Raw genomic sequence first — 26,960 nt, forward strand, 5'->3', positions numbered from 1 at the left:
GCAACAAGCCTTCGATTTGTTTGAATTGCTCGGCGGTCAGTTGCATGGCACTCGGTCTCAACACTATTTGCTGCATTATAGCAAATAGTGTTAACAGGCCATAGGGCGGCTTTGAGCAAATTTTTCGTGACCGTACCCTTGATGGCAGTTTTTTGCGGCTATCCAAAGCCGTCCTGGGCCAACAATTGAATGCTGTTCCAGATTTTTTCAGGGGGCCGTTTTCCCTCTTATTTGAAATTCTGCTCGCAACCTCTGCCAGGCAGCCCCAGAATTTTTGGGCGATATGCTGTTGGTTATGGGCTACTGATGGAGGGCGGGGTTACGGCAGAGGCGGGCCAGTTGATCTGGTAACGGGTGCTGCGACCGCCGCCGGGCAGTTTGCGCAGGCAGTTCTTTTCCAGCAGGTCGCCGAGGTGGCGGGTGGCGGTTGCCTTGCTGACCTTGGCCACGACCTGGTACTGGGCGGCGCTGATGCCGTGCTCGAAACCCTTCTCACCGCCATCGAGCAGGCGGTTGAGCACCTTGATCTGCTCGGCGGACAGCGCCTGCTGGCAGTGCTGCTGCCAGAAGCGCGCCTTGGCCAATACCCGGTCGATGCGGGCCAGAGCCTGCTGCAGGCTGCTGCGCAGGGTGTGCAGGAACCACTCGAGCCACTCGGTGATGTCGAGGGTGGCCTTCTGGCTGCTTTCGAGGATGCGGTAATAGCCGCGGCGGTCGTCGAGGATGCTGGCCGACATGGCATAGAAGCGGATGGCCTGGTGTTCGGCCTGGGCCAGGGCAAGGTCGGTGATGGCGCGGGCCAGGCGGCCGTTGCCATCATCGAAGGGATGCAGGGTGACGAACCAGAAATGGGCGATACCGGCTCGCAATAGGGGATCGAGGCCGGCATCGCTGTGGCTCTTCTCGAACCAGTCGAGAAAGGCGGTTAGGTGCTCCTCCAGTCCGGCCCGTGGCGGTGCCTCGAAATGCACGGTGGGGCGGTCGAGGCGACCGGAAACCACCTGCATGGGGTCTTCGCCACGCAGGGCACCGACACGGATGCGCTGCGGCAGCAGGCTGTCGTCGGCGGGAAAGAGCAGGGTGTGCCAGTGCAGCAGGCGTTCGAGTGTCAGTGGCTGCTGGAAATGCTGGGTGGCATCCAGCATCAGCTCAGCCAGGCCTTCGCTGCGCGGGCTGACGCGACTGTCCCCGGCCTCTTGCAGCCCCAGGCGGCGGGCCAGCGAGGAACGCACCGAGCCGACGTTGAGTTGTTCGCCCTCAATGGCCGAGGACGTGACGATGTTCTGCAGCAGGGCATCCAGTTCGCTCTGGGCGCTGGACTCGCTATCCACCGCGCCGGCCATGCCAAGTAGACACCCCTGGGATTGGGCGCAGTCGCGCAGCGGCGGCACCAGGCGCTCGGCTTGCCAGCGAAAATGGGGCCAATCCGGCTGCTGCCAGATCCAGCGAGGGTGTTCCATGGTGGTCCTGTTGAGGCTAGGTGAGCCGAATACTGAGCTTATTCGGCTCATGGTGTGAGCTTATTGTGATGGCTATTCGGCTCATGGTACCAAGGACCAGTACATCCTGTTCTCCATCAAGGCCGCTATTCAGGCCGCGTGGAGGTTTGACCCTGTGATACGGTCATCGGGAGCCTTCTGTCTCGATCAAGAGATAGGAGGTCACAACCCCATGGATTTCATGATCTCCGCTTCACTCACCGACTCCGGCATGACCACGGCATCCTTGAGCATCAGCTTGCCGCGTAGCAGGCGGTCGAGGTGCACATCGAAGGAGTCGAACTCGGGGTGGACCACAGCGGGCAGATGAATGTGCACATCCTTCTTCTGCCCGATGCGGTATGCCCGGTCCGAGGCCTGAGCTTCCTTCGCGGGATTCCAGTGGCGTTCGAGATGCACCACATGGTTGGCGCCGATCACGGTAAGGCCCACGCCTGCGGCGACCGGCGACATGATCAGGACATTGAAGCCGGCTTTGGCTTCGAAGACATCGATCAACTGCTTGCGGGTAAGGATCTCCGACTTCTTAGCGACGGCTGCGGTATCGCCGTTGATGATGGCGATATCCAGACCATGGATCTGATCCAGCCACAGCTTGAGCAAGCGCTGCAGGCGCTTGGTGAGGATCTGATGACTCTGGTTCAGCGCCTCGGCCTCCAGCGGCAGGCCAAAGCCTGTCTGGAAGTCGGCGGCGAGATCCCCTTCGGGCCTGAAGCGCTGGTAGATGGCGGCGATGTCCCCGGCGTTCAGGCACTCGACCCAGGCGGCGTACTCCAGCGCCTGCGCCACCACCTCGCGGGGCGTGCGCTCGCGCTTGAGTTCGATCAGCACCAGCGCGGCATCCGGGGCCATGGCCAGCAGATTGATGCGCCCGCCCTGGCCGGTGTTCTCCTGCCGGCCGATCAGCATCCAGTTGTCCGACAGCAACGCCGGTGCGGCGACGATCATCGCCTCCAGCAACTGCTCGCTGGCCAGTGGCGCGGCCTTGAGCGGCGCGGGCTGCGCGCCGACGGTCCAGATCTGTGTGCGGATGGGCATGGGGGCGCTCCTTGTCCCGGTTTCAGGCCACGGCTTGCTCGACCAGCACGCCGGCCAGCCGCTCGTGGAGCTGGCGTGCATCAACCAGGCGGGCCTTGAGCTGGTCGCAGAGGGCGAGCAACTGGTCGAGCTTGGCGACGATGCGGTGTTGTTCGGGGAGAGGGGGCACGGCAATCGGCATTTTCAAAAGAATACCGTGATTCAGGTTAACCATCGTCGTGCCTACAGCCGCTCCGGCCAAATAGGTGCGTACTAAATTACATCTGAACAGAGTCCATATATATGCTCTCGAAACTTCTGGAACGAAGCGAAGTACAAAGCTCCCTGTGCCGCAGAGCCAACCATCTTCGATCTTTGTTACCAGGGCTGCCCGCCCAACCTCGCCACGGCGGGCCATCACCATATCCCCTTCATTCAAACGGTATGAGGCTAGGCTCTCGGCTATTTCGGTGGAGAGCGAAACAGAGTGATCGGGAACTATGCTGCCATCAACCATGTGCGATGGGTTAACTAAAGGAACACCACCATCGACATAATCAGCTTGGTGTATCAACGAGCCAAATGGACCAGTAGATACGTCCAAGGCAAAATCAGCAAAGCGCACCCACTCCCACCCTTCCGGCAGCTCAAACGGCTTCTCCTCCTCGCCAATCGCTGCCAGCGGCTTCTGCTTCTTGATCTTGCCTTCGGCCACCAAGCTTGCCTTTTCCTCGGCAATGCGCTTGAGCAGTTCGCTGGCCGGTTCGTCGCTGGCATCCTGCGGCTCCAGCTTGCCCATCACCGCCAGTTGCAGCAGGGTCTGCTTGAGGGCGTCGATGCTGGATTCGCTGCTGAACAGGCTGTGGAAGTGCTCGGCCAGGCGCTGCCAGCTGGCGGCAAAGTCGTCGGCGTCGCTGGCTTGGGTCAGGCAGTCGAGCAGCGCCTGCACCAGCCGGGCGTGGGCGCTTTTAGCATCGGCCTGCCGGGCTTCCAGCCGGTCGCACAGGGCCATCAGCTCGTCGACTTTGGCGACGATGCGGTGTTGTTCGGGGAGGGGAGGTAGCGGAACGAGCAATCGCGGGATATCGCCAAGGTTCAATTTATTTGTATGGCTACCTCCTGCCTTGATTTGATCGTACTGGTGATACATCAAAGGGCTGGATAGTGCGCAGTGAAGATATCTGGAGACGTCTGCCTGCTTCGGTAGCTTCAATAGTCCTACGCTCACGAAAAGACTGAACGGGATATCAGTGTCCACAATTGTTGGACGCCCCAGTGTTCCAATCCGGCAAAGCAAAATGTCGCCTTTTTCCGGGTTGCATCTGGTATTTATTGCAGCATGTTTTTCTTGCGAAATATATTTGCAGTTGTCGAAGGAAACAGTAGTCCCATCAATGTCATTTTACAGAAATGAAGGGAACACCTGACGTCACATAGTTTGGTGTGTGATGGGTTCCATCAGTGATTAGCAATGTTAACCCTGCAATGCTGGTCCACTCCCAGCCCTCCGGTAGCTCGAACGGCTTCTCGTCCTCGCCAATCTCCGCCAGCGGCTTCTGCTTCCTGATCTTCCCCTCAGCCACCAGCCGCGCCTTTTCCTCGCCAATGCGCTTGAGCAGCTCGCTGGCTGGCTCGTCGCTCGGGTCCTGTGGCACCAGCTTGCCGCGCACGGCCAGTTCCAGGATCAGCTCGCGCAGCTTCCTGATGCCATTGGGCGCGCCGGCCAGCAAGGGCAGGCTGTCGAGCAGGCGGTTTTCCCCGCCCTGGTTCTCCAGCGGGAGAGGGAATTGGTCGTAGGCGGTCATGGGCGGGGTTCCGGGGCAAGCATGTTCATGATCAGGCGGATCAGGGTGTCTTCGCGCCCGCCGTCCACGCCCAGCCCGGGCGCGCGGGCGGTCCTGCGCACCAGCTCCAGCGCCGCCTCCAGTTCGCAGGCATTGGCCTCGAAGCGCTCGCGCTCGAGGGTGTAGCCGCGGGTCAGGTGTTCCTTGAGCAGGCGGGTGGCCCATTGGCGAAAGCGCACGCCTTCCCGGGACTTGACCCGATAGCCGACCGAGATGATCACGTCCAGGTTGTAGAAGCTCACCGGCTTGTCCGAGCCGGTAATGTGCAGATTTTGCACATTGCTTTGCCGCTCGAGCTCGCCCTCGGCGAAGACGTTGCGAATATGGCGGCCGATCACGGTCCGGTCGCGTCCGAACAGCTCGGCCAGTTGCTCCTGCCGGAGCCACACGCTTTCCTGCTCCAGCGTGACGCTGATCGCACCATTTTCGCTCTCGTAGATCGCGATCTCGCTCATGGCTCGCTTTCCTGGCTCATGGGCGCTCCAGGGCTTCGGTCAGCACGGACTTGAGCTGCTCGCGCAGGCCGGCGATCTCGTCCTGCAGCTTGGCATAGTCGCGCAGCAGCTCATCCGGGTCATGGCTGACCTGCTCGCCGACATGGGGGTTCTTGCAGTCGAGGTTCCAGTTGCGCGCCTGCAGCTCGTCGATGCCGACCTTCCAGGCGAATTCGTTCTCCACCCGGCTGGCAAAACCGTCGGCGGCGCTGCCCCACCAGGCCTGTTCGGCGGCGAATTCCTCGATGCGCATGGGGCGGGTCTTGGAGTAGTTCTTGTAACCGGCCGGGTAGGGATGCTCGTAGAACCAGACGTGCCGGGTCGGCGTGCCCTTGGTGAAGAACAGCAGGTTGGTCTTGATGCCGGTGTAGGGGTTGAACACGCCGTTGGGCAGGCGCACCACGGTGTGCAGGTTGCACTCGGTGAGCAGCTTTTCCTTGATGCGGCTCTTGATGCCCTCGCCGAACAGGAAGCCGTCCGGCAGCACCACGGCGGCGCGGCCGCCGTCCTTGAGCAGGTGCTGAATCAGCACCAGGAACAGATCGGCGGTTTCGCGGGTGCGGAAGGCGGTGGGGAAGTTGCCCTCGATGCCGTCTTCCTCCATGCCGCCGAACGGCGGGTTGGCGACGATGCACTCGACCCGCGCCGATGGCCCCCAGCTGGTCAGCGGGCGGGCAAGGGTGTTGTCGTGGCGGATCTGGCTGGGTACCTCGATGCCGTGGAGGATCATGTTGGTGGTGGCCAGGAGGTGCGGCAGCGGCTTCTTCTCGACGCCGAAGAGGCTGGCCTGCAGGGTGCGTTCGTCCTCGGCGGTCTTCACGTAGTGCCGGCGCTTGTGCTCGATGGCGCAGGTGAGGAAGCCGCCAGTGCCGCAGGCCGGGTCCATCACCTTGTCGTCGAGCCTGGGATCGACCATGCGCACCATGAACTCGGTGACCGGGCGCGGGGTGTAGAACTCGCCGGCATTGCCGGCGCTCTGCAGGTCGCGCAGCAGCTGCTCGTACATGTCGCCGAAGGCGTGGCGTTCCTGCGCCCGGTTGAAGTCGACGCCGGCCTGGATCCTGTTGATCACCTGGCGGATCAGCTGGCCGGACTTCATGTAGTTGTAGGCGTCCTCGAACACGCCGCGGACCACGAAGGCAGCGGGGGTGGTGCTGTATTCGTGGAGGTTCTGCAGTTGCGGGAACAGGTGATTGTCGATGAAGTCCTTCAGCTCCTCGCCGGTGATGCCTTCGGGATCGGCCGCCCAGTTGCGCCAGCGGCAGCTCGCCGGCAGCGGCGAGCGGTAGTCGTCGTCGAGCAGCTCCCATTCCATCTCGCGGTCGTCGAAGATCTTGAGAAACAGCATCCACACCAGCTGGCCGATGCGCTGGGCATCGCCATCGACGCCGACGTCCTTGCGCATGATGTCCTGGATGGATTTGATGGTGGTGCTGATGGACATGGTTTCTCTCGGGGCAAACGGCAAAAGTCGGGGATTCTAACCGGTAGGGTGGATAACGCCGCCTGCGGCTTATCCAGCGCATTGGCTGGTGGGCAAGGCTGCGCCGTTGCCCACCCTACGGATTTGGGGGATCAGCCGGTGTACAGCTGGTCTTCCAGCTCCTGCACGGCCTTGGTGTAGCCGGCCTTGCCACCGAAGGCTTTCACCAGCTCGATGGGCGCGCCGATCCGGCTGAATGGGTCGAGCTGGAGGATCTTGATGTCCTCGATGTGCTCGATGCCGGTATCGGCGTACTTGTCGAGCAGTGCCTCCAGCACCTGCCGCGCCGCGCCGGAGTATTTGCCGAAGTAGTTGCGCTTTTTCACCTGTTCGGCGCGCTCGCGGCGCGACAGCGGCGGCTGGTCGAAGGCGACGTGGCAGATCAGGTCGAAGGGGTCGAGGGGCTTGGCCAGCTTTTTCTCGACTTCCTCGGCCAGAGCCTCCCAGAGCACGCCCTGGGCGGCCAGTTCGTCGATGATGGCCTTCTTCTGCTCGGTGTCGCTCCAGCGGCGCAGGAAGTCGTCCAGCGAGGCGAACTGCTGTTTCACGCGGTTACGGGTGTAGTCGCGCAGGGACTCGGTGATCAGCTTGCCGTCCGGGCCGTAGTACTGCACCCGCTCGGCAATCACCGAGACCGGGACGTTGTCGACCACGTACTTGATGCGCCTCCTGCCATCGCTCTCGCCCGTGTCGGGCAGGCCGGTGTTGCTGCCATCAAGCGGGCCGTTGTCTCCGGCAAGGGTGCCGTCGTCTTCTGCCAGGTCGTCGGGCGGTACGGGCGAGTCGTCGCCCTGCGGGCTGTAGACCTGCACCGGCTCGCCGTCGAAGGCCGGGTCGGCGAACAGTTCGGTGGCCTTCTTGAAGTCCATGATGGTGAACCAGAACTTGCCGTAGTCCTCGTTGATGCGCGTGCCACGGCCGATGATCTGCTTGAACTCGGTCATCGAGCGAATTTGCTGGTCGAGGACGATCAGCTTGCAGGTCTGGGCGTCGACGCCGGTGGTCATCAGCTTGCTGGTGGTGGCGATGACCGGGTAGCGCTCCTCGGGGTTGATGAAGTTGTCCAGCTCGGCCTTGCCTTCCTGGTCGTCGCCGGTGATGCGCATGACGTATTTGCGGTTTTCCCTGACCCGTTCGGGGTTGAGGTTGACCAGCGCCTGGCGCATGCGCTCGGCGTGGTCGATGTCGTCGCAGAAGATGATGGTCTTCTGGTACGGATCGGTGGCCTTGAGGAGCTCGGTGACCTTTTCGGCGACCTTCTGGGTGCGCGCCTCGATGACCAACTGGCGGTCCATGTCCTGGAGGTTGTAGATGCGGTCCTCGATCAGCTCGCCGTGCTTGTCGCACATGCCCTTGGGCGGCCGCCAGCCGAGCAGATCCTTGTCGAAGTCGATGCGCACCACCTTGTAGGGGGCGAGGAAGCCGTCCTCGATGCCCTGCCTGAGGGTGTAGCTGTACACCGGCTCGCCGAAGTAGTGGATGCTGGAAACCTCGCGGGTTTCCTTGGGGGTGGCGGTCAGGCCGATGTGGGTGGCGCCGGAGAAGTAGTCGAGGATCTCGCGCCAGGCGGAGTCCTCGGCGGCGCTGCCACGGTGGCATTCGTCGATCACCACCAGGTCGAAGAAGACCGGGGAGAACTGCTTGTAGACGTTCTTATCTTCCTCGCTGCCGGTGACGGCCTGGTACAGCGACAGGTAGATCTCGTAGGAGGTGTCGATCTGGCGTTTGGCGATCTTGGTCATCGCCTGGCCAAAGGGTTTGAAGTCGTTGTTCCGGGTCTGGTCGACCAGGATGTTGCGGTCGGCGAGGAAGAGGATGCGTTTCTTCTGCTTCGACTTCCACAGCCGCCAGATGATCTGGAAGGCGGTGTAGGTCTTGCCGGTGCCGGTGGCCATCACCAGCAGGATGCGATCCTGGCCGCACGCCACCGCCTCGACGGTGCGGTTGATGGCGTTGGTCTGGTAGTAGCGCGGCATGCGCCCGGAGCCGTCGTCGTAGTAGGGGGCTTCGGCCTTCTGGCGGGTCTCGCCTTCGAGGCCCTTCCACTGGCAGTAGCGCTGCCAGAGTTCGTCGGGGCTGGGGAACTGCTCCAGGCTCAGCTCGGTTTCCAACTGTGCGCCGGTGCCGCTGCGGTCATGGAACAGGAAGCCGTCACCGTTGCTGGAGAACACGAAGGGCACGTCCAGCGCCTCGGCGTAGCCCAGTGCCTGCTGCATGCCAGAGCCGACGGAGTGCTTGTTGTCCTTGGCCTCGATGACGGCGATGGGCAGGTTGGGCTGGTGGTGGAGGATGTAGTCGGCGCGCTTGGCCTCGCCCCGACTATGCAGCTTGCCGCGGACAATGATGCGGCCCTTGGTAAAGCTGACCTCCTCGCGGACCTGCTTGTGGATATCCCAACCGGCCTGCTGGATGGCCGGAGCGATGAACTTGGTGCAGATGTCCCGTTCGGAAAGCGATTTTTTGTCCATGACCCGGAATCCCTTGCAAGTAGGCATGGGGGTATCTTGATGGCCTACTGATATGCTGAATCGGGTAAATGTACCTTGTTTTGGTGTGGACATGGGGAGGAGCGCCTGCTACTCGACTGTGTCAGCAGGAGATGACGGCGGGATGGCGCCCTGAGCGCCCAGGGGCAGCAAAGGAGCCAATAAGGGGGGCGTCTGATGCAGCCGGTGGTCGTTCTTTAGCGAGCGTGATTGACCGTACGCTTGAGAGGGGAGGAGTTACAAACGTAACTAATTGATTTTATTGGTGGGCCCGCAGGGACTCGAACCCTGGACCAAAGGATTATGAGTCCTCTGCTCTAACCGACTGAGCTACAGGCCCCCAGAAGGCCGGCGGATTATAGCGGCGGCTTTCCGCCTGCGCCAAGCGATTGGAGCAGAAAAGGCCAGCTCCCGCCGCGAAACCGGCAGGCTGGTTTCGCGGCGGGAGCTTTCAGCAGCAGTCGTCCTCGACCCGCTGCAGCAGGTTCAGGGCTTCCCGGTCGTCGTTGCGGGCGAAGAGTTCGTAGACGACGTTCATCTGGGCGTGCAGCAGCAGACGGGCGTCGCTCTCGGTGCCGTCGCGCGAGCCGATCTTCTCGCGAAAATAGTTGCAGATCGGGCAACTGCCCTGGTCCCGCTGCAGGTAGTGCTGGATCCGCGCGTAGATGGCGCGGATGCAGCGGTCGCAGTCGATGCAGGGCAGCGATTCTTCGCCGCAGATGCTGCGATAGGCCGTCGTGGTCATGAGCGCTCCTCCGGCAAGCCGATGGCTGAGTGGGTATCTGGAGCGCTCATGCTAGAAACTGCGCTGGGGGGCGTCTGTCAGCCAGCCGATACATTGCCGGGCTGCTGGCTGCGGGCACGCAGGCGTTCGGCGTCGTGGATGTCGAAGATGCCGTTGCCGGCGCGGCTGAGAATGCCTTCGCGGGCCATCCGGTTGAGCAGGGAGGAGACGGTCTGGCGGGTGGTGCCGAGCAGTTGGGCGATGTCTTCGGTGTTGAGGTCCAGCTCGAGGCGCAGGCTGCCCTGGTGGGGGCGGCCCTTGCGCGCCAGCATGCCGTCGAGGAAGCGCGCCAGGCGGCCCTCGACGTCGCGGAAGGCCAGGTCCTCGATGATGCGCATGCAGTTGTCGAGGGTGGCGCCGAGCACGCGGATGATCGCCGGCACGGCACTCGGCAGCGAGCGGAGGGTGGCCATCGTTTGCGCGGTGTCGCCCATCAGCACCTCGCTCGGGCGCACGGCCTGGACATAGGCCTGGCTGTGGGTGCTGTAGATGCCGCCGGCTTCGAGGAAGGTGAGGGTGTATTCCTTGTCCTCGAAGGCGAGGAATACCCGGATGCGCCCGCTGCGCACGATGAACACGCTGTCGCGCTCGCCGTTCGGGCTGCCGAGCAGTTCGCCTTCGACCAGCTGGCGCTGGTGGAAACCCTGCAGCAGTGCGGCCTGGGTGAGCACGTCCAGGCGTTCGAGCAGGTTGTGGGGGGCGGGTCCGTTCATGGCGTCATGTCGTCGGAGGAGGGCGCTGCGAGGTCCCTGCAGTATAGGGCCATCCTGCCGCCCGGTCGGCAGGCAGAAAGCAAGACCCCCGGTGGGCCGGGGGTCTTGTCGTCACTCGTCGAGGAAAGAGCGTAGGTGCTCGCTTCGTGAAGGGTGGCGCAGCTTGCGCAGGGCCTTGGCCTCGATCTGACGGATGCGCTCGCGGGTCACGTCGAACTGCTTGCCGACCTCCTCGAGGGTATGGTCGGTGTTCATGTCGATGCCGAAGCGCATGCGCAGCACCTTGGCTTCCCGGGCGGTGAGGCCGGACAGCACTTCGCGGGTGGCTTCCTTGAGGCTTTCCACGGTCGCCATATCGATCGGCGACTGCATGGCGGAGTCCTCGATGAAGTCACCCAGATGCGAGTCTTCGTCATCGCCGATCGGGGTTTCCATGGAGATCGGTTCCTTGGCGATTTTCAATACCTTGCGGATTTTGTCCTCGGGCATCTCCATGCGTTCGCCCAGTTCTTCCGGGGTTGGCTCGCGGCCCATCTCCTGCAGCATCTGACGGGAGATACGGTTGAGCTTGTTGATGGTCTCGATCATGTGCACCGGGATGCGGATGGTGCGTGCCTGGTCGGCGATCGAGCGGGTGATCGCCTGGCGGATCCACCAGGTGGCGTAGGTCGAGAATTTGTAGCCGCGGCGGTATTCGAATTTGTCCACCGCCTTCATCAGGCCGATGTTGCCTTCCTGGATCAGGTCGAGGAATTGCAGGCCGCGGTTGGTGTACTTCTTGGCGATGGAGATCACCAGGCGCAGGTTGGCCTCGACCATTTCCTTCTTGGCGCGGCGGGCCTTGGCTTCGCCGATGGACATCTGGCGGTTGATGTCCTTGATCTGGGCGATGGTCAGGCCGACTCCTTGCTCGAGGTCGATCAGCTTTTGCTGGCACTGCTTGATGTCGTCGGCCAGCTTGCCGAGGGCTTCGGAGTACTTGGCCTTGCCTTTGGCGAGGAAGTCGACCCAGTCCTGGTCGATCTCGTTGCCGGGGAACTGGCGAAGGAAATCGGCGCGCGGCATGCGCGCATCGCGCACGCACAGCTGCATGATCGCGCGCTCCTGGGTGCGCACGCGGGTCAGGGCGCCGCGCACCTGCTCGACCAGGGTGTCGTACTGCTTGGGCACCAGCTTGATCGGCATGAACAGGCTGGCCAGCGCCTGCAGCTCTTCCATGCTCTGGGCGCTGCCGCGGCCATGCTGCTGGAGGACCTTGTGGGCCTTTTCCAGCTGCTCGGCGACGGCGCCGAAGCGCAGGCGGGCGATTTCCGGATCGGGGCCGCCGTCGCCTTCCTCTTCCTCGCTGTCCTCTGCGCCCTCTTCCTCTTCCTCGTCGTCAGACCCCGCGGGGGCTGCGGCGCCCTTGCCCTTGAGGTCGACGGGGATTTCGGCCTCGGCGGGAACCGCCGAGTCGTCGTCGGGGTCGATGTAGCCACTGAGAATATCGGAGAGGCGGCCGCCCTCGCTGGCGACACGCTGGTACTCGTTGATAATGCTGTCCACGGTGCCGGGGAAGTGGGCGATGGCGCCCATCACCTCGCGAATGCCTTCCTCGATGCGCTTGGCGATCTCGATCTCACCTTCACGGGTGAGCAGTTCCACGGTACCCATTTCGCGCATGTACATGCGCACCGGGTCGGTGGTGCGGCCGATGTCGGTCTCCACTGCAGCCAGGGCTGCGGCGGCTTCCTCGGCTGCGGCTTCGTCGGTGTCGGCTTCGGCCAACAACAGGGCATCCGTATCCGGGGCGCTTTCGAATACGTTGATCCCCATGTCATTGATCATGCGGATGATATCTTCCACCTGTTCCGGATCGGAAATATCCTCCGGTAGGTGGTCGTTGACTTCGGCGTAGGTCAGGTAACCCTGTTCGCGGCCGCGAGCGATCAACTCTTTGATGCGGGACTGCTGTTGAGCTTTTACGGACATGACACCCTATCCACTGAATGTTCTGGCGGGCTGAAAAGCTAAATATTATAGCTGATGCTTGACCTCGCGCGCCAGTTGCGGGGAGGCGGGGGATGTGTTGCGGCTGAGCAGGTCGCACAGTCGAGCCTTTTCGTCTGCGCTCAGTTCGCTTTGGCGGGCTTTGCGAAGTAGCTGTTCGATACCGCGCTCGCGCTGACGGGCTGCTAATGTATTTATAGTGTCGAAAAACTGTTGTTCAAGGTTGTCCGTCGAAATCAGCCATTCCTTTTCCGCCAGGGCGCGCAGCAGGCGGCCCTGCTCGGTGCCGTGCCAGCGGGCGATCAGCTGCAGAGTGCTGCTTTGCGGATTCTTCTGCAGCGCCTCCAGCAGGGCGACCAGCAACTGGGCGTAGGGGTCTTCCTCGCTGGCGAAATGGCTGGCATCGGCGACTTTCTGCGCCAGTTGCGGATGATGCAGCAGGGTGCGCAGCGCGCTCAGGTTGGGCGGTTCGACGCTGACTGCGGCGCGCGGTCGTGGCGGGAAGTCGCCACGCTCTTTCCGATAGCCGTTGCGCCCTTGGCTCTTCCGCTGGCCCTTGCCGTGGGCGGAGCGCCCGAAGGGCGCAGGCCGTTCGGGCTCGGCGAAGTCGGGGTAGCTGGCGTGGCTGGGCTCGGCCTGGTAGTAGGCGTCTTCCATGGGGGGTGGGTAGTCGCCCGGGATCTGCCTGGACGAGGGTGGGCTCGGGACGCCACCGGTCAGCCCGGTGATCTCGCCGAGGCGCTGGCGCATCAGGGCGCGCAGGTTGGCGCCGGGAATTTTCTCGATCAGCGGGGCGGCAAGGGTCGCCAGGTGTGCCTTGCCTTCCAGGGTGCGCGGGTCGGCTTCCTCGGCCAGTTGCTGGAAGAAATAGTCGGCCAGCGGCTGGGCATGCTGCTCTAGACGGGCGAGGAAGGCCTCGCCGCCTTCGGCGCGCACCAGGCTATCAGGGTCCTCCCCTTCGGGAAGGAACAGGAATCGCGCGCGACGGCCGTCCTGCAGGCTCGGCAGGGTGGCCTCGAGGGCGCGCCAGGCGGCCTTGCGGCCAGCCTGGTCGCCATCGAAGCAGAACAGCACGCTGGGCACCAGGCGGAACAGGCGCTTGAGGTGCTCTTCGCTGGTGGCGGTGCCGAGGGTGGCCACCGCATTGCGCAGGCCCTGCTGGGCCAGGGCGATGACGTCCATGTAGCCCTCGACCACGATGATCTCGTCGAGGTCGCGGTTGTGCCGGCGTGCCTCGAAGAGACCGTAGAGCTCCTGGCCCTTGTGGAACACCGGGGTTTCCGGGGAGTTCAGGTATTTCGGCTTGTCGTCGCCGAGCACCCGGCCGCCGAAGGCGATGACCCGGCCGCGACTGTCGCGGATCGGAAAGATCACCCGGTCGCGGAAGCGGTCGTAGCGCTTGCCGGTCTCGGCGTTCTCGATCAACAGGCCCGCATCGATCATTGCCTTCAGTTGCAGGGCGTCGCCGCCCAGGTGCTTGAGCAGGTTGTCCCAGCCGGGCGGGGCGAAGCCGAGGGCGAAGTCGCGGGCGATAATGCCGGACAGGCCGCGTCCCTTCAGATAATCGACGGCGGCCTGGCGCGCGGGATGGCTTTTCAGGGCCTGACGATAGTAGTCGGCGGCGGTGGCCAGCAGGGGGTAGAGCGGTGAGTCGATGCTCTGGCGTGGCTGCTGGCCGCGACCCCGCTCCTCACGAGGGATCTCGAGGCCGGCACGCTTGGCCAGTTCCTCGACCGCCTGGGGAAACTCCAGATGGTCGTGGTCCATGAGAAAGCCCAGCGCGTTGCCGCCGGCACCGCAGCCGAAGCAGTAGTAGAACTGCTTGTCCGGGCTGACGGTGAAGGAGGGGGTCTTTTCCTGGTGGAAGGGGCAGCAGGCGCTGTAGTTCTTGCCGGACTTCTTCAGCTGGACGCGTGAGCCAACCACCTCGACGATGTCGGTGCGGTTCAGCAGGTCATCGATAAAACCTTGGGGGATCAGTCCGGCCATGGGATTTCCGCTTCGGGCGAAGGCCGGGTTGCTGGCCAGAAAAGCCAAAAGCCCGGTTCGTGACCGGGCTTTGGAGAGCGGCGAAACCTTGCTGTAGCTTAGTACAGGCGCTCGCGGCGGCGCTGCTCACGCTGCACTTTCTTGGCGTGGCGCTTGACGGCTGCGGCGGCCTTGCGCTTGCGCTCGGCAGTGGGCTTCTCGTAGAACTCACGGCTGCGAACTTCGGCCAGAACGCCGGCTTTTTCGCAGGAGCGCTTGAAGCGACGCAGGGCTACGTCGAAGGGTTCGTTCTCTTTAACTTTGACGGCGGGCATCCAGGGCTACCTTAACTATTGACCGTTGGTGAACGCCCTCTCCGGACTCGGCTCGGGAGAACGTCGATTTTCAAAGGCTGCGGATGTTACCTTATTTGCCGTGCGCAATGCAAAGCCTGCGGCGCGAAAAGCGCTGGCCTGCGGGGTGGTCGCCGATTATCATGCGCCCCTTGATTTGCCAGGCTAAAGGTCGAACCCATGCTCGTTCTGGGGCTGGAAACCTCCTGCGACGAAACCGGCGTCGCGCTTTACGACAGTGAGCACGGCTTGCTGGCCGATGCGCTGTTCAGCCAGATCGATCTGCACCGCATCTATGGTGGGGTGGTGCCCGAGCTGGCCTCGCGGGATCATGTCAAGCGCATGCTGCCGCTATTGCGCCAGGTGCTCGACGAGTCCGCTTGCACACCGGGGGACATCGATGGCATCGCCTATACCGCCGGCCCCGGCCTGGTCGGCGCGCTCCTGGTTGGCGCCTCCTGCGCCCAGGCGTTGGCGCTGGCCTGGGGGATTCCGGCGCTCGGCGTGCACCACATGGAAGGCCATCTGCTGGCGCCGATGCTGGAAGAGCAGCCGCCGCAGTTTCCCTTCGTCGCCCTCCTGGTTTCCGGCGGGCACACCCAACTGGTGCGGGTCGATGGCATCGGCCGCTACCAGGTGCTCGGCGAGTCGCTGGACGACGCCGCCGGCGAAGCCTTCGACAAGACCGCCAAGCTGATCGGCCTCGGCTATCCCGGCGGGCCGGAAATCGCCCGGCTGGCACAGGACGGCAGGCTGGGGCGCTTCGTCTTCCCGCGGCCGATGACCGACCGGCCGGGCCTGGAATTCAGCTTCAGCGGCCTCAAGACCTTCGCCCTGAACACTTGGCAGCACTGCCAGGCGAGCGGCGACGACGGCGAGCAATCGCGCCGCGACATCGCCCTGGCCTTCCAGCAGGCGGTGGTGGAGACGCTGACCATCAAGTGCCGGCGGGCGCTGAAGCAGACCGGTCTCAAGCGTCTGGTGATCGCCGGCGGGGTGAGCGCCAACCAGGCTCTGCGCTCGGCGCTGGAGAAGATGCTCGGCGAGTTGGATGGCCAGGTGTTCTATGCCCGGCCGCGTTTCTGCACCGACAACGGCGCGATGATTGCCTATGCCGGCTGCCAGCGCCTGCTGGCCGGCCAGCAGGACGGGCCGGCGATCCAGGTCCACGCGCGCTGGCCGATGGAGACCTTGCCGGTGGTCTGACCTCGGTCGGACCCTGGGCTCAGGGCTAGAAATGCCTTTCCCGTCCGGCGAAGAGGTCATGCAGGTTGCCACGATGGCGCCAGACGATCACCCCGTAGAGCAGCAGCATCGGCAACAAGGCTTCGGGCTGCTGCCAGGCCAGCAGCGGCAGGCAGAACGGCGTGGCGATCAGGGCGGCGAGGGAGCTGGTGCGGCTGACGGCGAAGACCAGCAGCCAGGCGGCGATGGCCGGCAGCACCGCCGGCGGATAGAGGCCCAGCAGCATCCCGGCGGCGGTGGCCACGCCCTTGCCGCCGCGGAAGTTGAAGTACAGGGGATACAGATGGCCGAGCACCGCGGCCAGGCCGACCCAGGCCTGCAGCTGGACACCGAGGCCGGCGTGCTGGGCGATGAGCACCGGCAGCAGACCCTTGCAGAGGTCGCCGAGCAGGGTGAGCGCCGCCAGGCGCTTGCCGGCGATGCGCAGCATGTTGGTGGTGCCGGGATTGCCCGAGCCGCAGGCGCGCGGGTCCGGTCCGCCGCTCAGGCGGCTGAGCAGGATAGCGAAGGACAGCGAGCCGAGCAGGTAGGCGAGGATCGCCAGCAGCCAGAACATGGGATCCATTCCGGGGTGAGGGCGCCCCGATTCTAGCGGGGCGCAGCGCCTTTCGTGGAGATGAATTTGGACAAAGTGTTTATCGAGGGACTGGAGGTCGACACCGTCATCGGCGTGTACGACTGGGAGCGCGGCATTCGCCAATGCCTGCGGCTGGACCTGGAGTGTGGCTGGGATGTCCGTGCGCCCGCCGCTGGGGACGAGCTCGCCTGTGCGCTCGACTATGCGGCGGTGGCGGCGCGCATCCAGGCCTTCGCCGGCGAAGCGAGCTTCCTGCTGGTGGAAACCTTCGCCGAACGCCTGGCCGGCGTGCTGATGGCGGAGTTCGGGATTCCCTGGCTGCGCCTCAGGCTGACCAAGCCGGGCGCCGTTCCCGCAGCCGCCGGGGTCGGCGTGGAGATTGAGCGCGGATGCCGCTGATTCCTGTGTTACTTGGGCTCGGCAGCAATATAGAGCGCATTGCCCATCTCACCGCCGGCCTCGAGGCGCTGTCCGGCTTTCTACAGGGCATGCGCTGCTCGCCGGTGTTCGAGAGTCTGCCGGTGGGGATCAAGAGCGGGCCCTTCTACAATCTGGTGGTGGCCGGCCAGACCGAACTGCCGCTGATCGAACTGGACCGCCGGCTCAAGTTCATCGAGGCGGACAACGGTCGCTACGCACCCGAGCGCAAGGGGCTGCCGCTGGATATCGACGTACTTATGTACGATGAACTGGTCGGCAATTTCAGTGGGCTGGTGCTGCCGCGCCCGGAAATCCTGAGAAATGCCTTCGTGCTCTGGCCGCTGGCGCTGCTAGTGCCAGAGCGGTGCCATCCCGGCGTAGGCCGCGCTTTCGCAGAACTGTGGTGGGAGGCACGGATCGAGCAGGCGTTGTGGCCGGTTTCCTTCCACTGGCGTGGCGCGCAGTTGACCCCGTTGGAGCTGAGCAGGGCCTTTCCCGCACCGCCGCTCGAGCTGTAGGGGCACGAACGCCGCGGCGCAGGTCGCGGTGCCACACAGCCTTCCTTCCTCCAATCCTGTTCGGCGTCGCTGCGCAAGCGCAGCGGTTGAGGCCGGTTTGCGGGTCTTATTCGAAGGTCGGCAGGCTCGGCGTGACCACTGCCTTGTCGGCTGCACTCCAGGCATCGAAGCCGCCGGCGATCGACTGCACCTGCAGGTAGCCCATGTCCTGCAGGGTGCAGGCGGCCAGGGCGGCGCGGCCGCTGGTCTTGCAGTAGAGGACGATGCTGAGGTCGCGGGCGGAAAGTTCCGGCGTGTTGCTGAGCTTGAATTCCAGCAGTCCGCGGGGGATGTTCACCGCGCCGGGAATATGGCCAGCGTGGAACTCGTCCGCCTCGCGCACGTCGAGCAGCACGTCGGCATAGCGGATGGCTGCCTCGGCGGCATCAAGGTCGATTTCGTGGATGCTGGCCTTGGCTTCGGCCACCAGATCATGGGCGCTTTTCACTGTCACTTTCCTGCATTGTGGGTTGAGGGGTGGGCCGAGCCGGCTGCAAAGCCTTGGCGGCGCATGCCGATGGCGCGCTGGGTGGTCTGCGGATCGAGTTCGGCCAGGGCCTCGAACTGGCTGATGAATACCCGGCCGCCGAAATGCTCGAGGAAGGCCGAATGCCTGAGCTGGTCCATCACCGGGCCCTTGACCTCGGAGAGGTGCAACTGGATGCCGGCGGCGCGCAGGCGCACACAGATTGCCTCGAGGCTTTCCAGGGCGCTGGCGTCGATCAGGTTGACCCCCGGACACATCAGCACCAGGTGCTCGGCCTGGGGATGCTCGCTGACCAGCTCGGCAATGCGGTCTTCCAGGTAGCGGGCATTGGGGAAGTAGAGGCTCTCGTCGACGCGGATCGACAGCACCTTCGGGCTTTCCACCACGGCGAAGCGTTTGACGTTGCGAAAGTGCTCGCTGCCCGGCAGCTGGCCGACCACGGCGATGTGCGGCTGGCTAGTGCGCCAGAGGAACAGCAGCAGCGACAGGCCGACACCGATGATGATGCCGGCCTCGACGTCGATCAGCAGTACGCCGAGCATGGTCGCCGCCATGGCCGCGGCATCCTGGCGCGAATAGCGCCAGGTGCGCTTGAGCGCGCCGAGATCCACCAGGGTCAGCACTGCGACGATGATGGTGGCCGCCAGCACCGCGTGCGGCAGGTTGTGGAACAGCGGGGTGAAAAACAGCACGGTGACGGCGATGCCCACGGCGGTCAGGGCGCCGGCCATGGGCGTCTGTGCGCCGGCATCGAAGTTCACCACCGAGCGCGACAGGCCGCCGGTGACCGGGAAGCCGCCGCTCAGCGCCGCGGCCAGGTTGGCGCTGCCGAGGCCGACCAGTTCCTGGTTCGGTTCGATGCGCTGGCGGCGTTTGGCGGCCAGGGTCTGCGCCACCGACACCGATTCGACGAAGCCGATCAGGCTGATCAGGATCGCCGCCGGCAGTAGCTGCAGGGCCTGCGCGGTATCCAGCGGCGGCTGGCTGAGCGATGGCAGTCCCTGGGGGATCCGCCCGACCACATGCACGCCGGCGGCGGTCAGCTCGAACAGCCAGACCACCAGCACCGAGACCAGCAGCGCCACTACCGGCCCGGTCTTGGTCAGGGTGCCGGCGACTTTCGCGGTGAAGCCGAGGGCGCGTAGCCAGCCGTTGAGGCGGGTACGCGTCAGATAGAGGAAGACCAGGCTGCCAGCGCCGATGGTCAGGGTCGACAGGTTGGTCTGCGGCAGGCCACTGGCCAATGCGCCGAGCAGCTCGACGGCGTTTTCGCCGTCGGCCTTGATGCCGAGTATGTGCTTGAGCTGGCCGAGGGTGATGAGGATGCCCGAGGCGCTCATGAAGCCGGAAATCACCGGGTGGCTGAGGAAGTTGGCGAGAAAGCCCAGGCGCAGCACCGCCATCAGCAGCAGGATGACGCCGGAGAGCAGCGCCAGCAGCAGCGCGGCGGCGTTGTATTCGGCACTGCCGGCGACGAACAGCGGGCCGAGCACGCTGGCGGTCACTAGCGACAGCACGGCGGCCGGGCCGACCGCCAGGGTGCGGCTGGTGCCGAACAGGGTGTAGGCCAGCAGCGGCAGGATGCTGGCGTACAGGCCGGTGACCGGCGGCAGCCCGGCGAGCATGGCGTAGGCCAGGCTCTGCGGGATCAGCATCAGGGTCACGATCACCGCGGCCAGGCCATCCTTGCCCGCCGCCTCGCGGTCGTACTGCCGTGCCCATTCCAGGCATGGCAGGTAGCGGGCCAGCCGCTCCATCATCATTTCTTCTCCTGGGTGAAGTCACAGGCCGCCGGCGACTCCACCGGGCGCGGCTCGAAGTCCAGATGCCTGGGCTCGGCCAGCCACTCATGACCCTTGAGCATCAGATCGAAGTAGATGCCGGGCATCCATTTGGTCTTCAGGGCCCAGGCCAGGCGGCGCGGCACGCGCGGGTCGAAGGGGAAGGTCGGCAGCAGTTTGCCGCCGTAGCCGAACTCGGCGAGGATCACCTTGCCGTGCTCGACGGTCAGCGGGCAGGAGCCGTAGCCGTCGTAGATTGCCCGCGGGCCGCGCCCGGCGAGCACGCTGAGGGCGTTCTCGGCCACCACCGGTGCCTGTTTGCGCACCGCGGCGGCGGTCTTGGCGTTGGGCGCGGAACAGACGTCGCCGAGGCTGAAGATGTTGCCGTAGCGCGGGTGCCGCAGGGTTTCGTAATCCGCCTCGACCCAGCCGTCGGCGTTGGCCAACACGCTCTGGCGGACGAAATCCGGGGCGCGCTGCGGCGGCACCAGGTGCAGGAAGTCGAATTCGCGCTCCACCGTGCTGGTGCTGCCGTCGGCGCCGGTGACCTTGAACCAGGCCTTGTGCGCCCCGCCGTCGACCTTGATCAAGTTGTGGTTGAAGTTGAGGTGGGCGCCGTAGCGTTCGACGTACTTCATCAGCGGCGGCACGAAGTCGGCGACGCCGAACAGCACTGCGCCGGCCGAGCAGAAGTCCACCTGGATGTTGTCCAGCACGCCCTGCTTCAGCCAATGGTCGCAGGATAGGTACATGGCCTTCTGCGGCGCGCCGGCGCACTTGATCGGCATCGGCGGCTGGGTGAACAGTGCGCGGCCGTGGCGCAGTGCCTGCACCTGCTGCCAGGTGTAGGGCGCCAGCTCGAACTCGTAGTTGCTGGTCACGCCGTTCCTGCCCAAGGTTTCCTGCGCGCCTTCGATGGCGTCCCAGTCGAGGATCAGGCCCGGGCAGACGATCAGCGCGCGATAGCCGAGGCGGCTGCCATCCTCCAGTACCACCTGCTGCTGTTCTGGCTCGAAGGCGCTGGCGGCGGCGCGGATCCACTGGGCCTTGCCCGGGATGCAGCGGGCCATGGCGCGCTCGGTGCGTGCACGGTCGAACATTCCGGCGCCGACCAGGGTCCAGCCCGGCTGGTAGTAGTGCTGCTCGCGCGGCTCGACCACGGCGATGCGCAGGCCGGGGTCGCGCTTGAGCAGGCTGGCGGTCACCGCGCAGCCGGCGGCGCCTCCACCAATCACCAGTACGTCATAGCGCGGGGTGTGGGCGAACTGCGCCGGTGCAAGCGGCTGGTTGGGCAGGCTCTGCCAGCGCTGCTCGAGGCGCGGCTGCAGGGCGGCGAGGTCGTAGCCGGCGGCTTTCGCGGTCTCCAGCAGGACATCGGAGGCGAGGTGGTGGGCTTCGGCCAGCGCCCACAGGGTGGTGGAACGGGTACCGGTGCGGCAGAAGGCCGCTACCGGGCCCTTGACCTGGTCGAGCAGGCTGCGGAAGGCGGCAACGTCCTCGTCGGTGATCTTCCCGGAAATCACCGGCAGGTCGTGGTATTCCAGGCCCGAGGCTTCGGCGGCGGTACGCATCGCGGCGCTGGACGGCTGGCCTTCGCCCTCGTTGTCCGGACGATTGTTGATCACGCAGCGGTAGCCGCTGGCGGCCAGGGTGCCCATGTCCGCGGGTTCGAGCTGGGCAGCCACGGCAATGAACGGGGTCAGGCGCTTGATCGGTTGCATCTTGTGGTCCTCCTGACGGAGTTGACAAGCCGTTGAATAACTACCTGCGTTGCAGATGCTGCGTTAAAAATGGCTTCAAAATGCTCATTTACACCTCGTAAACTGCGCTTTTTCAGCCATTTTTGCCTTGCCTCAATTGCCTCGCCTATGTTTCTCAACGGCCTGTCAGAGCACGTCGAGCGGGATCTTCAGGTAGCGGGTGCCGTTGTCCTCGGCTGGCGGCAGCTCGCCGGCGCGCATGTTGATCTGCACCGAGGGCAGGATCAGGGTCGGCATGCCGAGGGTGGCATCGCGGGTCTGGCGCATGGCGACAAACTGATCCTCTCCGATTCCTTCATGGATGTGCACGTTGTGCACGCGTTCGGCACCGATGGTCGTTTCGTGCAGGTGCTCCTCGCGACCCGGGGCCTTGTAGTCGTGGCACATGAACACGCGGGTCGCGTCCGGCAGCAGGAACAGCTTGTCGTGGATCGAGCGGTACAGGGTGCGTGCGTCGCCGCCGGGGAAGTCGCAGCGGGCGGTGCCGTAGTCGGGCATGAACAGGGTGTCGCCGACGAGGGCGGCATCGCCAATCACATAGGTCATGCAGGCCGGGGTGTGGCCGGGAGTATGGATGGCGAGGGCCTCGACGCTGCCGACGGTGAAGTTTTCGCCGTCGTGGAGCAGGTGGTCGAACTGGCGGCCGTCGGTGGCGAATTCGGGTTCGGCGTTGAACAGTTTGCCGAAGGTGTTCTGCACCACGGTGATGTGGTCGCCGATGGCCAACTGGCCGCCGAGCTGCTCCTTGAGGTAGTGGCCGGCGCTCAGGTGGTCGGCATGCACGTGGGTTTCCAGAATCCACTGCACCGTCAGCCCCTGCTCGCGCACGTAGGCGATCAGACGGTCGGCGTTCTTGCGCGAGGTGCGGCCGGCGGCGGGGTCGTAGTCCAGCACGGGGTCGACCAGTGCGCACTGGCGGGTTTGCGGATCGCTCACCACATAGCTGTAGGTGAAGGTGGCGGGGTCGAAGAAGGCTTCAACATGGGCGTTCATAAGGCGATTCTCCGTGCATGCCCGGGATACCCGGAGGCATTTCATGGGAATCAGCTTAATAGTACTTTTAGTGCTATGCTTATATTTTTAATTCATATACAAAAGATTTTAAGTCTTCTCCGGAGGGGCAGCAGGCCCCCATCGGTTTTGCCGGGTGGGGGATAACGGGACATGCAGTGCCCCCCCGGCGTAGTGGGGGCGTCTGCGGCAAGGGCGGCATCAACGCCGCCCTTTGTCAGCGTCATGGATTTTCCGGGAGCTCAGTCTGCTCCGCCTTTTCATCCTGTGCGCTGGCCTTGTAGGTCTTCAGCGCCCGGAGCCGCTCGTGCTTCAGCGCTTCGCCCAGCGCTGCGCCCTCGAGCCCCTTTTCCAGCAGCGGCTGGACCGTGACCGCCCGGACCGCGGCGGCGGCACCGCGCAGGTAGTCGGCCTGCGGGTAGTCGCGCCGCTCCAGGCCGAGGCGACCGCGGGCATCCATCTCGCAGGCGGCGATGAACTCCTCGAAGCGCTGCGGGCGGCGATAGACGTCGAAGCGCTGGAGCAGCTCGAGCAGGGTGGCGGGGCGCAGTTCCAGGGCACGATGAGCGTGGCTGTGGTATTCGCCGACCAGCAGGGCCAGTTCCTGGCAGTCGCGCGGAGCCTTGCCGCGGGCGTTGACCGCGCGAATCAGCTTCAAGCCCTTGTGTTCGTGGGCAATATGCCGCGGCCAGTCGTCCGCCGGCGTCATGCCCTTGCCCAGGTCGTGGAGGAGGCAGGCCCAGCGCACGGTCAGCGGCTGCTCGTGCTCGGCGCACTGGCGCAGCACGGCGAGCACGTGTTCGCCGGTGTCGATTTCCGGGTGGTGGTTGGCCGGCTGCGGCACGCCAAACAGGGCGTCGACTTCCGGCAGCAGCTCGTGCAGGGCGCCACAATCGCGCAGCACCTGGATGAATACGTCCGGACGCGGCTCCATCAGAGCGCGGGAAATTTCCTTCCAGCTGCGCTCGGCGGTGAGTGCCTGCAGTTCCCCGGATTCGGCGAGCTGGCGCATCAGCGCCAGGGTTTCCGAGGCGATCCGAAAGCCCAGTGGTGCATAGCGGGCGGCGAAGCGCGCCACGCGCAGGACGCGCAGCGGATCTTCAGCGAAGGCCGGGGAGACGTGGCGCAGCAGCCGTGCCTCGAGGTCGCGCCGGCCCAGGCACGGGTCGATCAGCCGGCCTTCGGCGTCCTCGGCCATGGCGTTGATGGTCAGGTCGCGGCGCAGCAGATCCGCCTCCAGGGTCACCTCCGGACTGGCGTAGAAGGTGAAACCGCCGTAGCCACGCCCGCTCTTCCGCTCGGTGCGGGCGAGGGCGTATTCCTCCCCGGTTTCCGGGTGCAGGAATACCGGAAAGTCCGCGCCGACCGGGTAAAAGCCCTGAGCCAGCAGATCTTCGGCGCTGGCGCCGACCACCACCCAGTCGACCTCGCTGACCGGTCGTCCGAGCAAACGATCACGTACTGCGCCACCCACTTTATAGATTTGCATGTCTACCTCCTGGGCAGAGCATAGCGGGTGGGTGGGGCCGGGGGAACGGCGCAGGGGCTGGCCGATCGCACTCTGCAGCGGCGGCAGGCCTGTTGCTGGGGGAGTGGCGCCGCCATCGTCGCGATGACGGCCGGGATGGTCAGATCGGCGGGATGGCCAGATCCAGGCGCGGGTAGTTCTCTTCGTTGTCGCCGTCACCCTTGGGTGGCATGTGGTAGCTGTTGACGATCCGCTCACCATGCATCGACTCAAGGTGGATGTCGAAGCCCCACAACCGGTGCAGGTGCTTGAGTACATCCTCGGTGGAGTCGCTGAGTGGCTTGCGGTCGTGCTGCTGGTGGCGCAGGGTCAGCGAGCGGTCACCGCGCCGGTCGACACTCCAGATCTGCACGTTCGGTTCGCGGTTGCCCAGATTGTACTGGGCGGCGAGCAGTTCGCGCACGGTGCGGTAGCCGTCGTCGTCGTGGATGGCGGAAACCAGCAGATCTTCCTTCTGGTCGTCGTCGACGACGCTGAACAGCTTGAGATCGCGGATCACCTTGGGCGAGAGGAACTGCAGGATGAAGCTCTCGTCCTTGAAGCTCTGCATGGCGAACTTAAGGGTGCTCAGCCAGTCGCTGCCGGCGATGTCGGGGAACCAGCGCCTGTCTTCCTCCGTCGGGTTTTCGCAGATCCGACGAATGTCGCGGTACATGGCGAAGCCCAGCGTGTAGGGGTTGATGCCGCTGTAGTAGGGGCTGTCGAACGGCGGCTGGTAGACCACACTGGTGTGCGACTGGAGGAACTCCATCATGAAGCCGTCGGTGACCAGCCCCTCGTCGTAGAGATCATTGAGCAGGGTGTAGTGCCAGAAGGTTGCCCAGCCCTCGTTCATCACCTGGGTCTGGCGCTGCGGATAGAAGTACTGGGCGATCTTGCGCACGATGCGCACGACCTCGCGCTGCCAGGGCTCGAGCAGCGGTGCGTGCTTCTCGATGAAGTAGAGGATGTTCTCCTGGGGTTCGGTGGGCCAGCGCGAGCGGTCCTTTTCGCTGCCTTTTCCGGACGTCCGGGGAATGGTCCTCCACAGATCGTTGATCTGTCGCTGCAGGTGCTCTTCGCGATCCTTCTGGCGGCGCCGTTCCTCCTCGGCGGAGATGGGGTAGGGACGCTTGTAGCGGTCGACGCCGTAGTTCATCAGGGCGTGGCAGGAGTCCAGCAGCTCTTCCACCGCATCGATGCCGTGGCGCTCCTCACACTGCATGATGTACTGCTTGGCGAACACCAGGTAATCGACGATTGAGCTGGCGTCGGTCCAGGTGCGGAACAGGTAGTTGCCCTTGAAGAAGCTGTTGTGTCCGTAGCAGGCATGGGCGATCACCAGTGCCTGCATGCACATGGTGTTCTCTTCCATCAGATAGGCGATGCACGGATCGGAATTGATGACGATCTCGTAGGCCAGGCCCATCTGACCGCGCTTGTAACCTTTCTCTGTGGCGAGGAAATGCTTGCCGTACGACCAGTGGTGGTAGCCGATGGGCATGCCCACCGAGGCATAGGCATCCATCATCTGCTCGGCAGTAATCACCTCGATCTGGTTGGGGTAGGTATCGAGCGCATAGCGTTCGGCGATGCGGCCGATTTCCTTGTCGTAGGCCTGGACCAGCTCGAAGCTCCACTCCGATCCGATGGAAATCGGCTGGCCCTTTCTCTCTCTCGGGGTCATGTCGCAAGCCTCCGCTGGAAGAGTTCGCGGAACACTGGATAGATGTCGGCGGTCGACACTATCTGCTGCTGGGCGAAGGAGTCGGAGAACGCCTCGCGGACGCTCTCGTACTCGTACCACAACGCCTGGTGCTCACGCGGGGTAATCTCGACGTAGCTGTAGTACTGCACGAAGGGCATGATCTGCTTGGCCAGGATGTCCCGACAAATCGGTGAGTCGTCGTTCCAGTTGTCGCCGTCCGAGGCTTGGGCGGCGTAGATGTTCCATTCGTTGAGCGGGTAGCGTTCGATCATCACCTCCTGCATCAGCTTGAGGGCGCTGGACACGATGGTGCCGCCGGTCTCCCGGGAATAGAAGAACTCCTCCTCGTCCACTTCCTTGGCGCTGGTGTGGTGACGGATGAACACCACGTCGATTTTGTCGTAGCTGCGCTTGAGGAACAGGTAGAGCAGGATGAAGAAGCGCTTGGCGATGTCCTTGGTCGCCTGGGTCATGGAGCCGGAGACGTCCATCAGGCAGAACATCACCGCCTTGGAGCTGGGGTTGGGCTGCTTGACCAGCAGGTTGTACTTGAGATCGAAGGTGTCGAGGAAGGGTACCCGCTCGATGCGCATGCGCAGGCGGGCAATTTCCGCTTCCAGTTTCTGGATGTCGCCGAAGTTGTCCGGCTCCTCGATCTTCAGCCGCTCCAGTTCGGCCTTGGCCGCGCGCAGCTTGGCGCGGCTATTGCCGGACAGGGCAATGCGCCGGGCATGGGCCGAACGCAGGGTACGGATGATGTTGATCCGCGAGGGGTTGCCCTCGCTGCTGATTCCGGCCCGCACCGTCTTGAAGGTGTCGGCACCGGTGATGTGGCGCTTGATCAGATTGGGCAGTTCGAGGTCCTCGAACATGAAGTCGAGGAACTCTTCCTGGGTAATCTGGAAGACGAAGTCGTCCATGCCCTCGCCGCTGTTGCTGGGCTTACCTGCGCCGCTCCCGCCCCCCCCGCCGCCGGACGGGCGTGGAATGCGTTCGCCAGTGGTGAATTCCTTGTTGCCCGGGTGGACGGTGGTCTGTTTGCCGCCACGGCCGTGGTGCAGCACGGGCTCGTCGATGTCGCGGCCGGGAATGCTGATCTGTTCGCCGTGCTCCATATCGGTGATGGAGCGGCGGCTGACGGCCTCCTCCACTGCCTTCTTGATGTGATCACGGTAACGCCGCAGGAAGCGCTGGCGGTTCACCGTGCTCTTGTTCTTGCCGTTCAGGCGTCGGTCGATCACATAACTCATAGGCCCCTCCGGGGAGCTGCCAGCCCC

The 26,960-nt window shown here is 64.3% G+C and carries 21 protein-coding genes, 1 tRNA gene and 2 pseudogenes; 3 read left to right on the forward strand and 21 right to left on the reverse strand.

Annotation, left to right across the window (positions count from 1 at the left end):
• Positions 1 to 293 precede the first annotated feature (293 nt).
• The 13 genes and pseudogenes from ACYVD0_RS19245 to rpsU all read right to left on the reverse strand — a co-directional run bounded on the left by ACYVD0_RS19245 (position 294) and on the right by rpsU (position 14,612).
• Complete coding sequence (locus tag ACYVD0_RS19245) at positions 294 to 1,460, reverse strand: Fic family protein (protein WP_460428295.1); 1,167 nt, start codon at positions 1,458 to 1,460, stop codon at positions 294 to 296.
• Positions 1,461 to 1,841: 381 nt separating this feature from the next.
• A pseudogene (locus ACYVD0_RS19250) lies at positions 1,842 to 2,537 on the reverse strand (helicase-related protein); the annotation flags it as partial.
• A 22-nt stretch (positions 2,538 to 2,559) separates the two neighbouring features.
• Entirely contained in the window at positions 2,560 to 3,813 is a 1,254-nt protein-coding gene (locus tag ACYVD0_RS19255; protein ID WP_460428296.1) for a restriction endonuclease subunit S, read from the reverse strand.
• Positions 3,814 to 3,997: 184 nt separating this feature from the next.
• Positions 3,998 to 4,321 (reverse strand): annotated as a pseudogene (locus ACYVD0_RS19260) (hypothetical protein); the annotation flags it as partial.
• Entirely contained in the window at positions 4,318 to 4,815 is a 498-nt protein-coding gene (locus ACYVD0_RS19265) for a virulence RhuM family protein (protein WP_460428297.1), read from the reverse strand. The pseudogene ACYVD0_RS19260 and the gene ACYVD0_RS19265, both read right to left, overlap by 4 nt.
• Before the next feature lie 16 nt (positions 4,816 to 4,831).
• Complete coding sequence (locus ACYVD0_RS19270; protein ID WP_460428298.1) at positions 4,832 to 6,298, reverse strand: type I restriction-modification system subunit M; 1,467 nt, start codon at positions 6,296 to 6,298, stop codon at positions 4,832 to 4,834.
• A 131-nt stretch (positions 6,299 to 6,429) separates the two neighbouring features.
• On the reverse strand, positions 6,430 to 8,805 hold the full coding sequence (gene hsdR, locus ACYVD0_RS19275; protein ID WP_460428299.1) for a type I restriction endonuclease subunit R: 2,376 nt from the start codon (positions 8,803 to 8,805) through the stop codon (positions 6,430 to 6,432).
• A gap of 281 nt (positions 8,806 to 9,086) precedes the next feature.
• A tRNA-Ile gene (locus ACYVD0_RS19280) sits at positions 9,087 to 9,163 on the reverse strand.
• A 111-nt stretch (positions 9,164 to 9,274) separates the two neighbouring features.
• Entirely contained in the window at positions 9,275 to 9,568 is a 294-nt protein-coding gene (gene cowN / locus ACYVD0_RS19285; protein WP_460428300.1) for a N(2)-fixation sustaining protein CowN, read from the reverse strand.
• Between the two features lie 77 nt (positions 9,569 to 9,645).
• Positions 9,646 to 10,320 carry a Crp/Fnr family transcriptional regulator gene (locus ACYVD0_RS19290; protein ID WP_460428301.1) on the reverse strand — a complete coding sequence of 225 codons (675 nt, stop codon included), beginning with the start codon at positions 10,318 to 10,320 and terminating at the stop codon, positions 9,646 to 9,648.
• A 111-nt stretch (positions 10,321 to 10,431) separates the two neighbouring features.
• Complete coding sequence (rpoD, locus tag ACYVD0_RS19295) at positions 10,432 to 12,291, reverse strand: RNA polymerase sigma factor RpoD (RefSeq protein ID WP_460428302.1); 1,860 nt, start codon at positions 12,289 to 12,291, stop codon at positions 10,432 to 10,434.
• Positions 12,292 to 12,336: 45 nt separating this feature from the next.
• Positions 12,337 to 14,298, reverse strand: a complete 1,962-nt coding sequence (gene dnaG, locus ACYVD0_RS19300; RefSeq protein ID WP_460428303.1) for a DNA primase — start codon at positions 14,296 to 14,298, stop codon at positions 12,337 to 12,339.
• A 98-nt stretch (positions 14,299 to 14,396) separates the two neighbouring features.
• Positions 14,397 to 14,612 carry a 30S ribosomal protein S21 gene (rpsU, locus tag ACYVD0_RS19305; protein ID WP_003085057.1) on the reverse strand — a complete coding sequence of 72 codons (216 nt, stop codon included), beginning with the start codon at positions 14,610 to 14,612 and terminating at the stop codon, positions 14,397 to 14,399.
• Between the two features lie 198 nt (positions 14,613 to 14,810).
• On the opposite strand from rpsU, the gene tsaD reads away from it, so the two are divergent.
• Complete coding sequence (tsaD, locus tag ACYVD0_RS19310; RefSeq protein WP_460428304.1) at positions 14,811 to 15,836, forward strand: tRNA (adenosine(37)-N6)-threonylcarbamoyltransferase complex transferase subunit TsaD; 1,026 nt, start codon at positions 14,811 to 14,813, stop codon at positions 15,834 to 15,836.
• A gap of 25 nt (positions 15,837 to 15,861) precedes the next feature.
• Here tsaD and plsY read toward each other — a convergent pair whose 3' ends face one another.
• Positions 15,862 to 16,431 carry a glycerol-3-phosphate acyltransferase gene (plsY, locus tag ACYVD0_RS19315; RefSeq protein WP_460428305.1) on the reverse strand — a complete coding sequence of 190 codons (570 nt, stop codon included), beginning with the start codon at positions 16,429 to 16,431 and terminating at the stop codon, positions 15,862 to 15,864.
• Between the two features lie 66 nt (positions 16,432 to 16,497).
• Here plsY and folB point away from each other — a divergent pair, with 66 nt between their 5' ends.
• Both folB and folK read left to right on the forward strand, forming a co-directional pair.
• Positions 16,498 to 16,851 carry a dihydroneopterin aldolase gene (gene folB, locus ACYVD0_RS19320; protein WP_460428306.1) on the forward strand — a complete coding sequence of 118 codons (354 nt, stop codon included), beginning with the start codon at positions 16,498 to 16,500 and terminating at the stop codon, positions 16,849 to 16,851.
• Complete coding sequence (gene folK / locus ACYVD0_RS19325; protein ID WP_460428307.1) at positions 16,842 to 17,390, forward strand: 2-amino-4-hydroxy-6-hydroxymethyldihydropteridine diphosphokinase; 549 nt, start codon at positions 16,842 to 16,844, stop codon at positions 17,388 to 17,390. The genes folB and folK overlap by 10 nt, the downstream gene beginning before the upstream one ends.
• A gap of 106 nt (positions 17,391 to 17,496) precedes the next feature.
• On the opposite strand, the gene ACYVD0_RS19330 is transcribed toward folK, so the two are convergent.
• From ACYVD0_RS19330 to ACYVD0_RS19360, 7 genes are all read right to left on the reverse strand, one after another.
• Positions 17,497 to 17,877: a rhodanese-like domain-containing protein gene (locus ACYVD0_RS19330; RefSeq protein WP_460428308.1), complete on the reverse strand. Its 381-nt coding sequence runs from the start codon at positions 17,875 to 17,877 to the stop codon at positions 17,497 to 17,499.
• 2 nt (positions 17,878 to 17,879) lie between these two features.
• Entirely contained in the window at positions 17,880 to 19,676 is a 1,797-nt protein-coding gene (locus ACYVD0_RS19335) for a SulP family inorganic anion transporter (RefSeq protein WP_460428309.1), read from the reverse strand.
• Positions 19,676 to 21,418, reverse strand: a complete 1,743-nt coding sequence (locus ACYVD0_RS19340; RefSeq protein WP_460428310.1) for a bifunctional protein tyrosine phosphatase family protein/NAD(P)/FAD-dependent oxidoreductase — start codon at positions 21,416 to 21,418, stop codon at positions 19,676 to 19,678. The genes ACYVD0_RS19335 and ACYVD0_RS19340 overlap by 1 nt, the downstream gene beginning before the upstream one ends.
• A gap of 165 nt (positions 21,419 to 21,583) precedes the next feature.
• On the reverse strand, positions 21,584 to 22,450 hold the full coding sequence (locus ACYVD0_RS19345) for an MBL fold metallo-hydrolase (protein WP_460428311.1): 867 nt from the start codon (positions 22,448 to 22,450) through the stop codon (positions 21,584 to 21,586).
• Between the two features lie 241 nt (positions 22,451 to 22,691).
• Positions 22,692 to 23,957 (reverse strand): multifunctional CCA addition/repair protein, encoded by a 1,266-nt coding sequence (locus ACYVD0_RS19350; RefSeq protein ID WP_460428312.1) that lies wholly within the window; start codon positions 23,955 to 23,957, stop codon positions 22,692 to 22,694.
• Positions 23,958 to 24,096: 139 nt separating this feature from the next.
• A complete protein-coding gene (locus ACYVD0_RS19355) occupies positions 24,097 to 25,662 on the reverse strand; it encodes a SpoVR family protein (RefSeq protein WP_460428313.1) in 1,566 nt (521 codons plus the stop codon).
• Entirely contained in the window at positions 25,659 to 26,933 is a 1,275-nt protein-coding gene (locus ACYVD0_RS19360; protein WP_460428314.1) for a YeaH/YhbH family protein, read from the reverse strand. Before ACYVD0_RS19360 ends, ACYVD0_RS19355 begins: the two co-directional genes overlap by 4 nt.
• Positions 26,934 to 26,960: the final 27 nt, after the last annotated feature.

Source organism: Azotobacter armeniacus, from assembly GCF_054779355.1.

Excerpts from the sequence above, each read along its gene's own strand:
- ACYVD0_RS19245 (WP_460428295.1), bottom strand. The coding sequence starts at position 1,460 with ATGGAACACCCTCGCTGGATCTGGCAGCAGCCGGATTGGCCCCATTTT.
- ACYVD0_RS19265 (WP_460428297.1), bottom strand. The coding sequence starts at position 4,815 with ATGAGCGAGATCGCGATCTACGAGAGCGAAAATGGTGCGATCAGCGTC.
- ACYVD0_RS19270 (WP_460428298.1), bottom strand. The coding sequence starts at position 6,298 with ATGTCCATCAGCACCACCATCAAATCCATCCAGGACATCATGCGCAAG.
- hsdR (WP_460428299.1), bottom strand. The coding sequence starts at position 8,805 with ATGGACAAAAAATCGCTTTCCGAACGGGACATCTGCACCAAGTTCATC.
- cowN (WP_460428300.1), bottom strand. The coding sequence starts at position 9,568 with ATGACCACGACGGCCTATCGCAGCATCTGCGGCGAAGAATCGCTGCCC.
- ACYVD0_RS19290 (WP_460428301.1), bottom strand. The coding sequence starts at position 10,320 with ATGAACGGACCCGCCCCCCACAACCTGCTCGAACGCCTGGACGTGCTC.
- rpoD (WP_460428302.1), bottom strand. The coding sequence starts at position 12,291 with ATGTCCGTAAAAGCTCAACAGCAGTCCCGCATCAAAGAGTTGATCGCT.
- dnaG (WP_460428303.1), bottom strand. The coding sequence starts at position 14,298 with ATGGCCGGACTGATCCCCCAAGGTTTTATCGATGACCTGCTGAACCGC.
- rpsU (WP_003085057.1), bottom strand. The coding sequence starts at position 14,612 with ATGCCCGCCGTCAAAGTTAAAGAGAACGAACCCTTCGACGTAGCCCTG.
- tsaD (WP_460428304.1), top strand. The coding sequence starts at position 14,811 with ATGCTCGTTCTGGGGCTGGAAACCTCCTGCGACGAAACCGGCGTCGCG.
- plsY (WP_460428305.1), bottom strand. The coding sequence starts at position 16,431 with ATGTTCTGGCTGCTGGCGATCCTCGCCTACCTGCTCGGCTCGCTGTCC.
- folK (WP_460428307.1), top strand. The coding sequence starts at position 16,842 with ATGCCGCTGATTCCTGTGTTACTTGGGCTCGGCAGCAATATAGAGCGC.
- ACYVD0_RS19335 (WP_460428309.1), bottom strand. The coding sequence starts at position 19,676 with ATGATGGAGCGGCTGGCCCGCTACCTGCCATGCCTGGAATGGGCACGG.
- ACYVD0_RS19340 (WP_460428310.1), bottom strand. The coding sequence starts at position 21,418 with ATGCAACCGATCAAGCGCCTGACCCCGTTCATTGCCGTGGCTGCCCAG.
- ACYVD0_RS19345 (WP_460428311.1), bottom strand. The coding sequence starts at position 22,450 with ATGAACGCCCATGTTGAAGCCTTCTTCGACCCCGCCACCTTCACCTAC.
- ACYVD0_RS19350 (WP_460428312.1), bottom strand. The coding sequence starts at position 23,957 with ATGCAAATCTATAAAGTGGGTGGCGCAGTACGTGATCGTTTGCTCGGA.
- ACYVD0_RS19355 (WP_460428313.1), bottom strand. The coding sequence starts at position 25,662 with ATGACCCCGAGAGAGAGAAAGGGCCAGCCGATTTCCATCGGATCGGAG.
- ACYVD0_RS19360 (WP_460428314.1), bottom strand. The coding sequence starts at position 26,933 with ATGAGTTATGTGATCGACCGACGCCTGAACGGCAAGAACAAGAGCACG.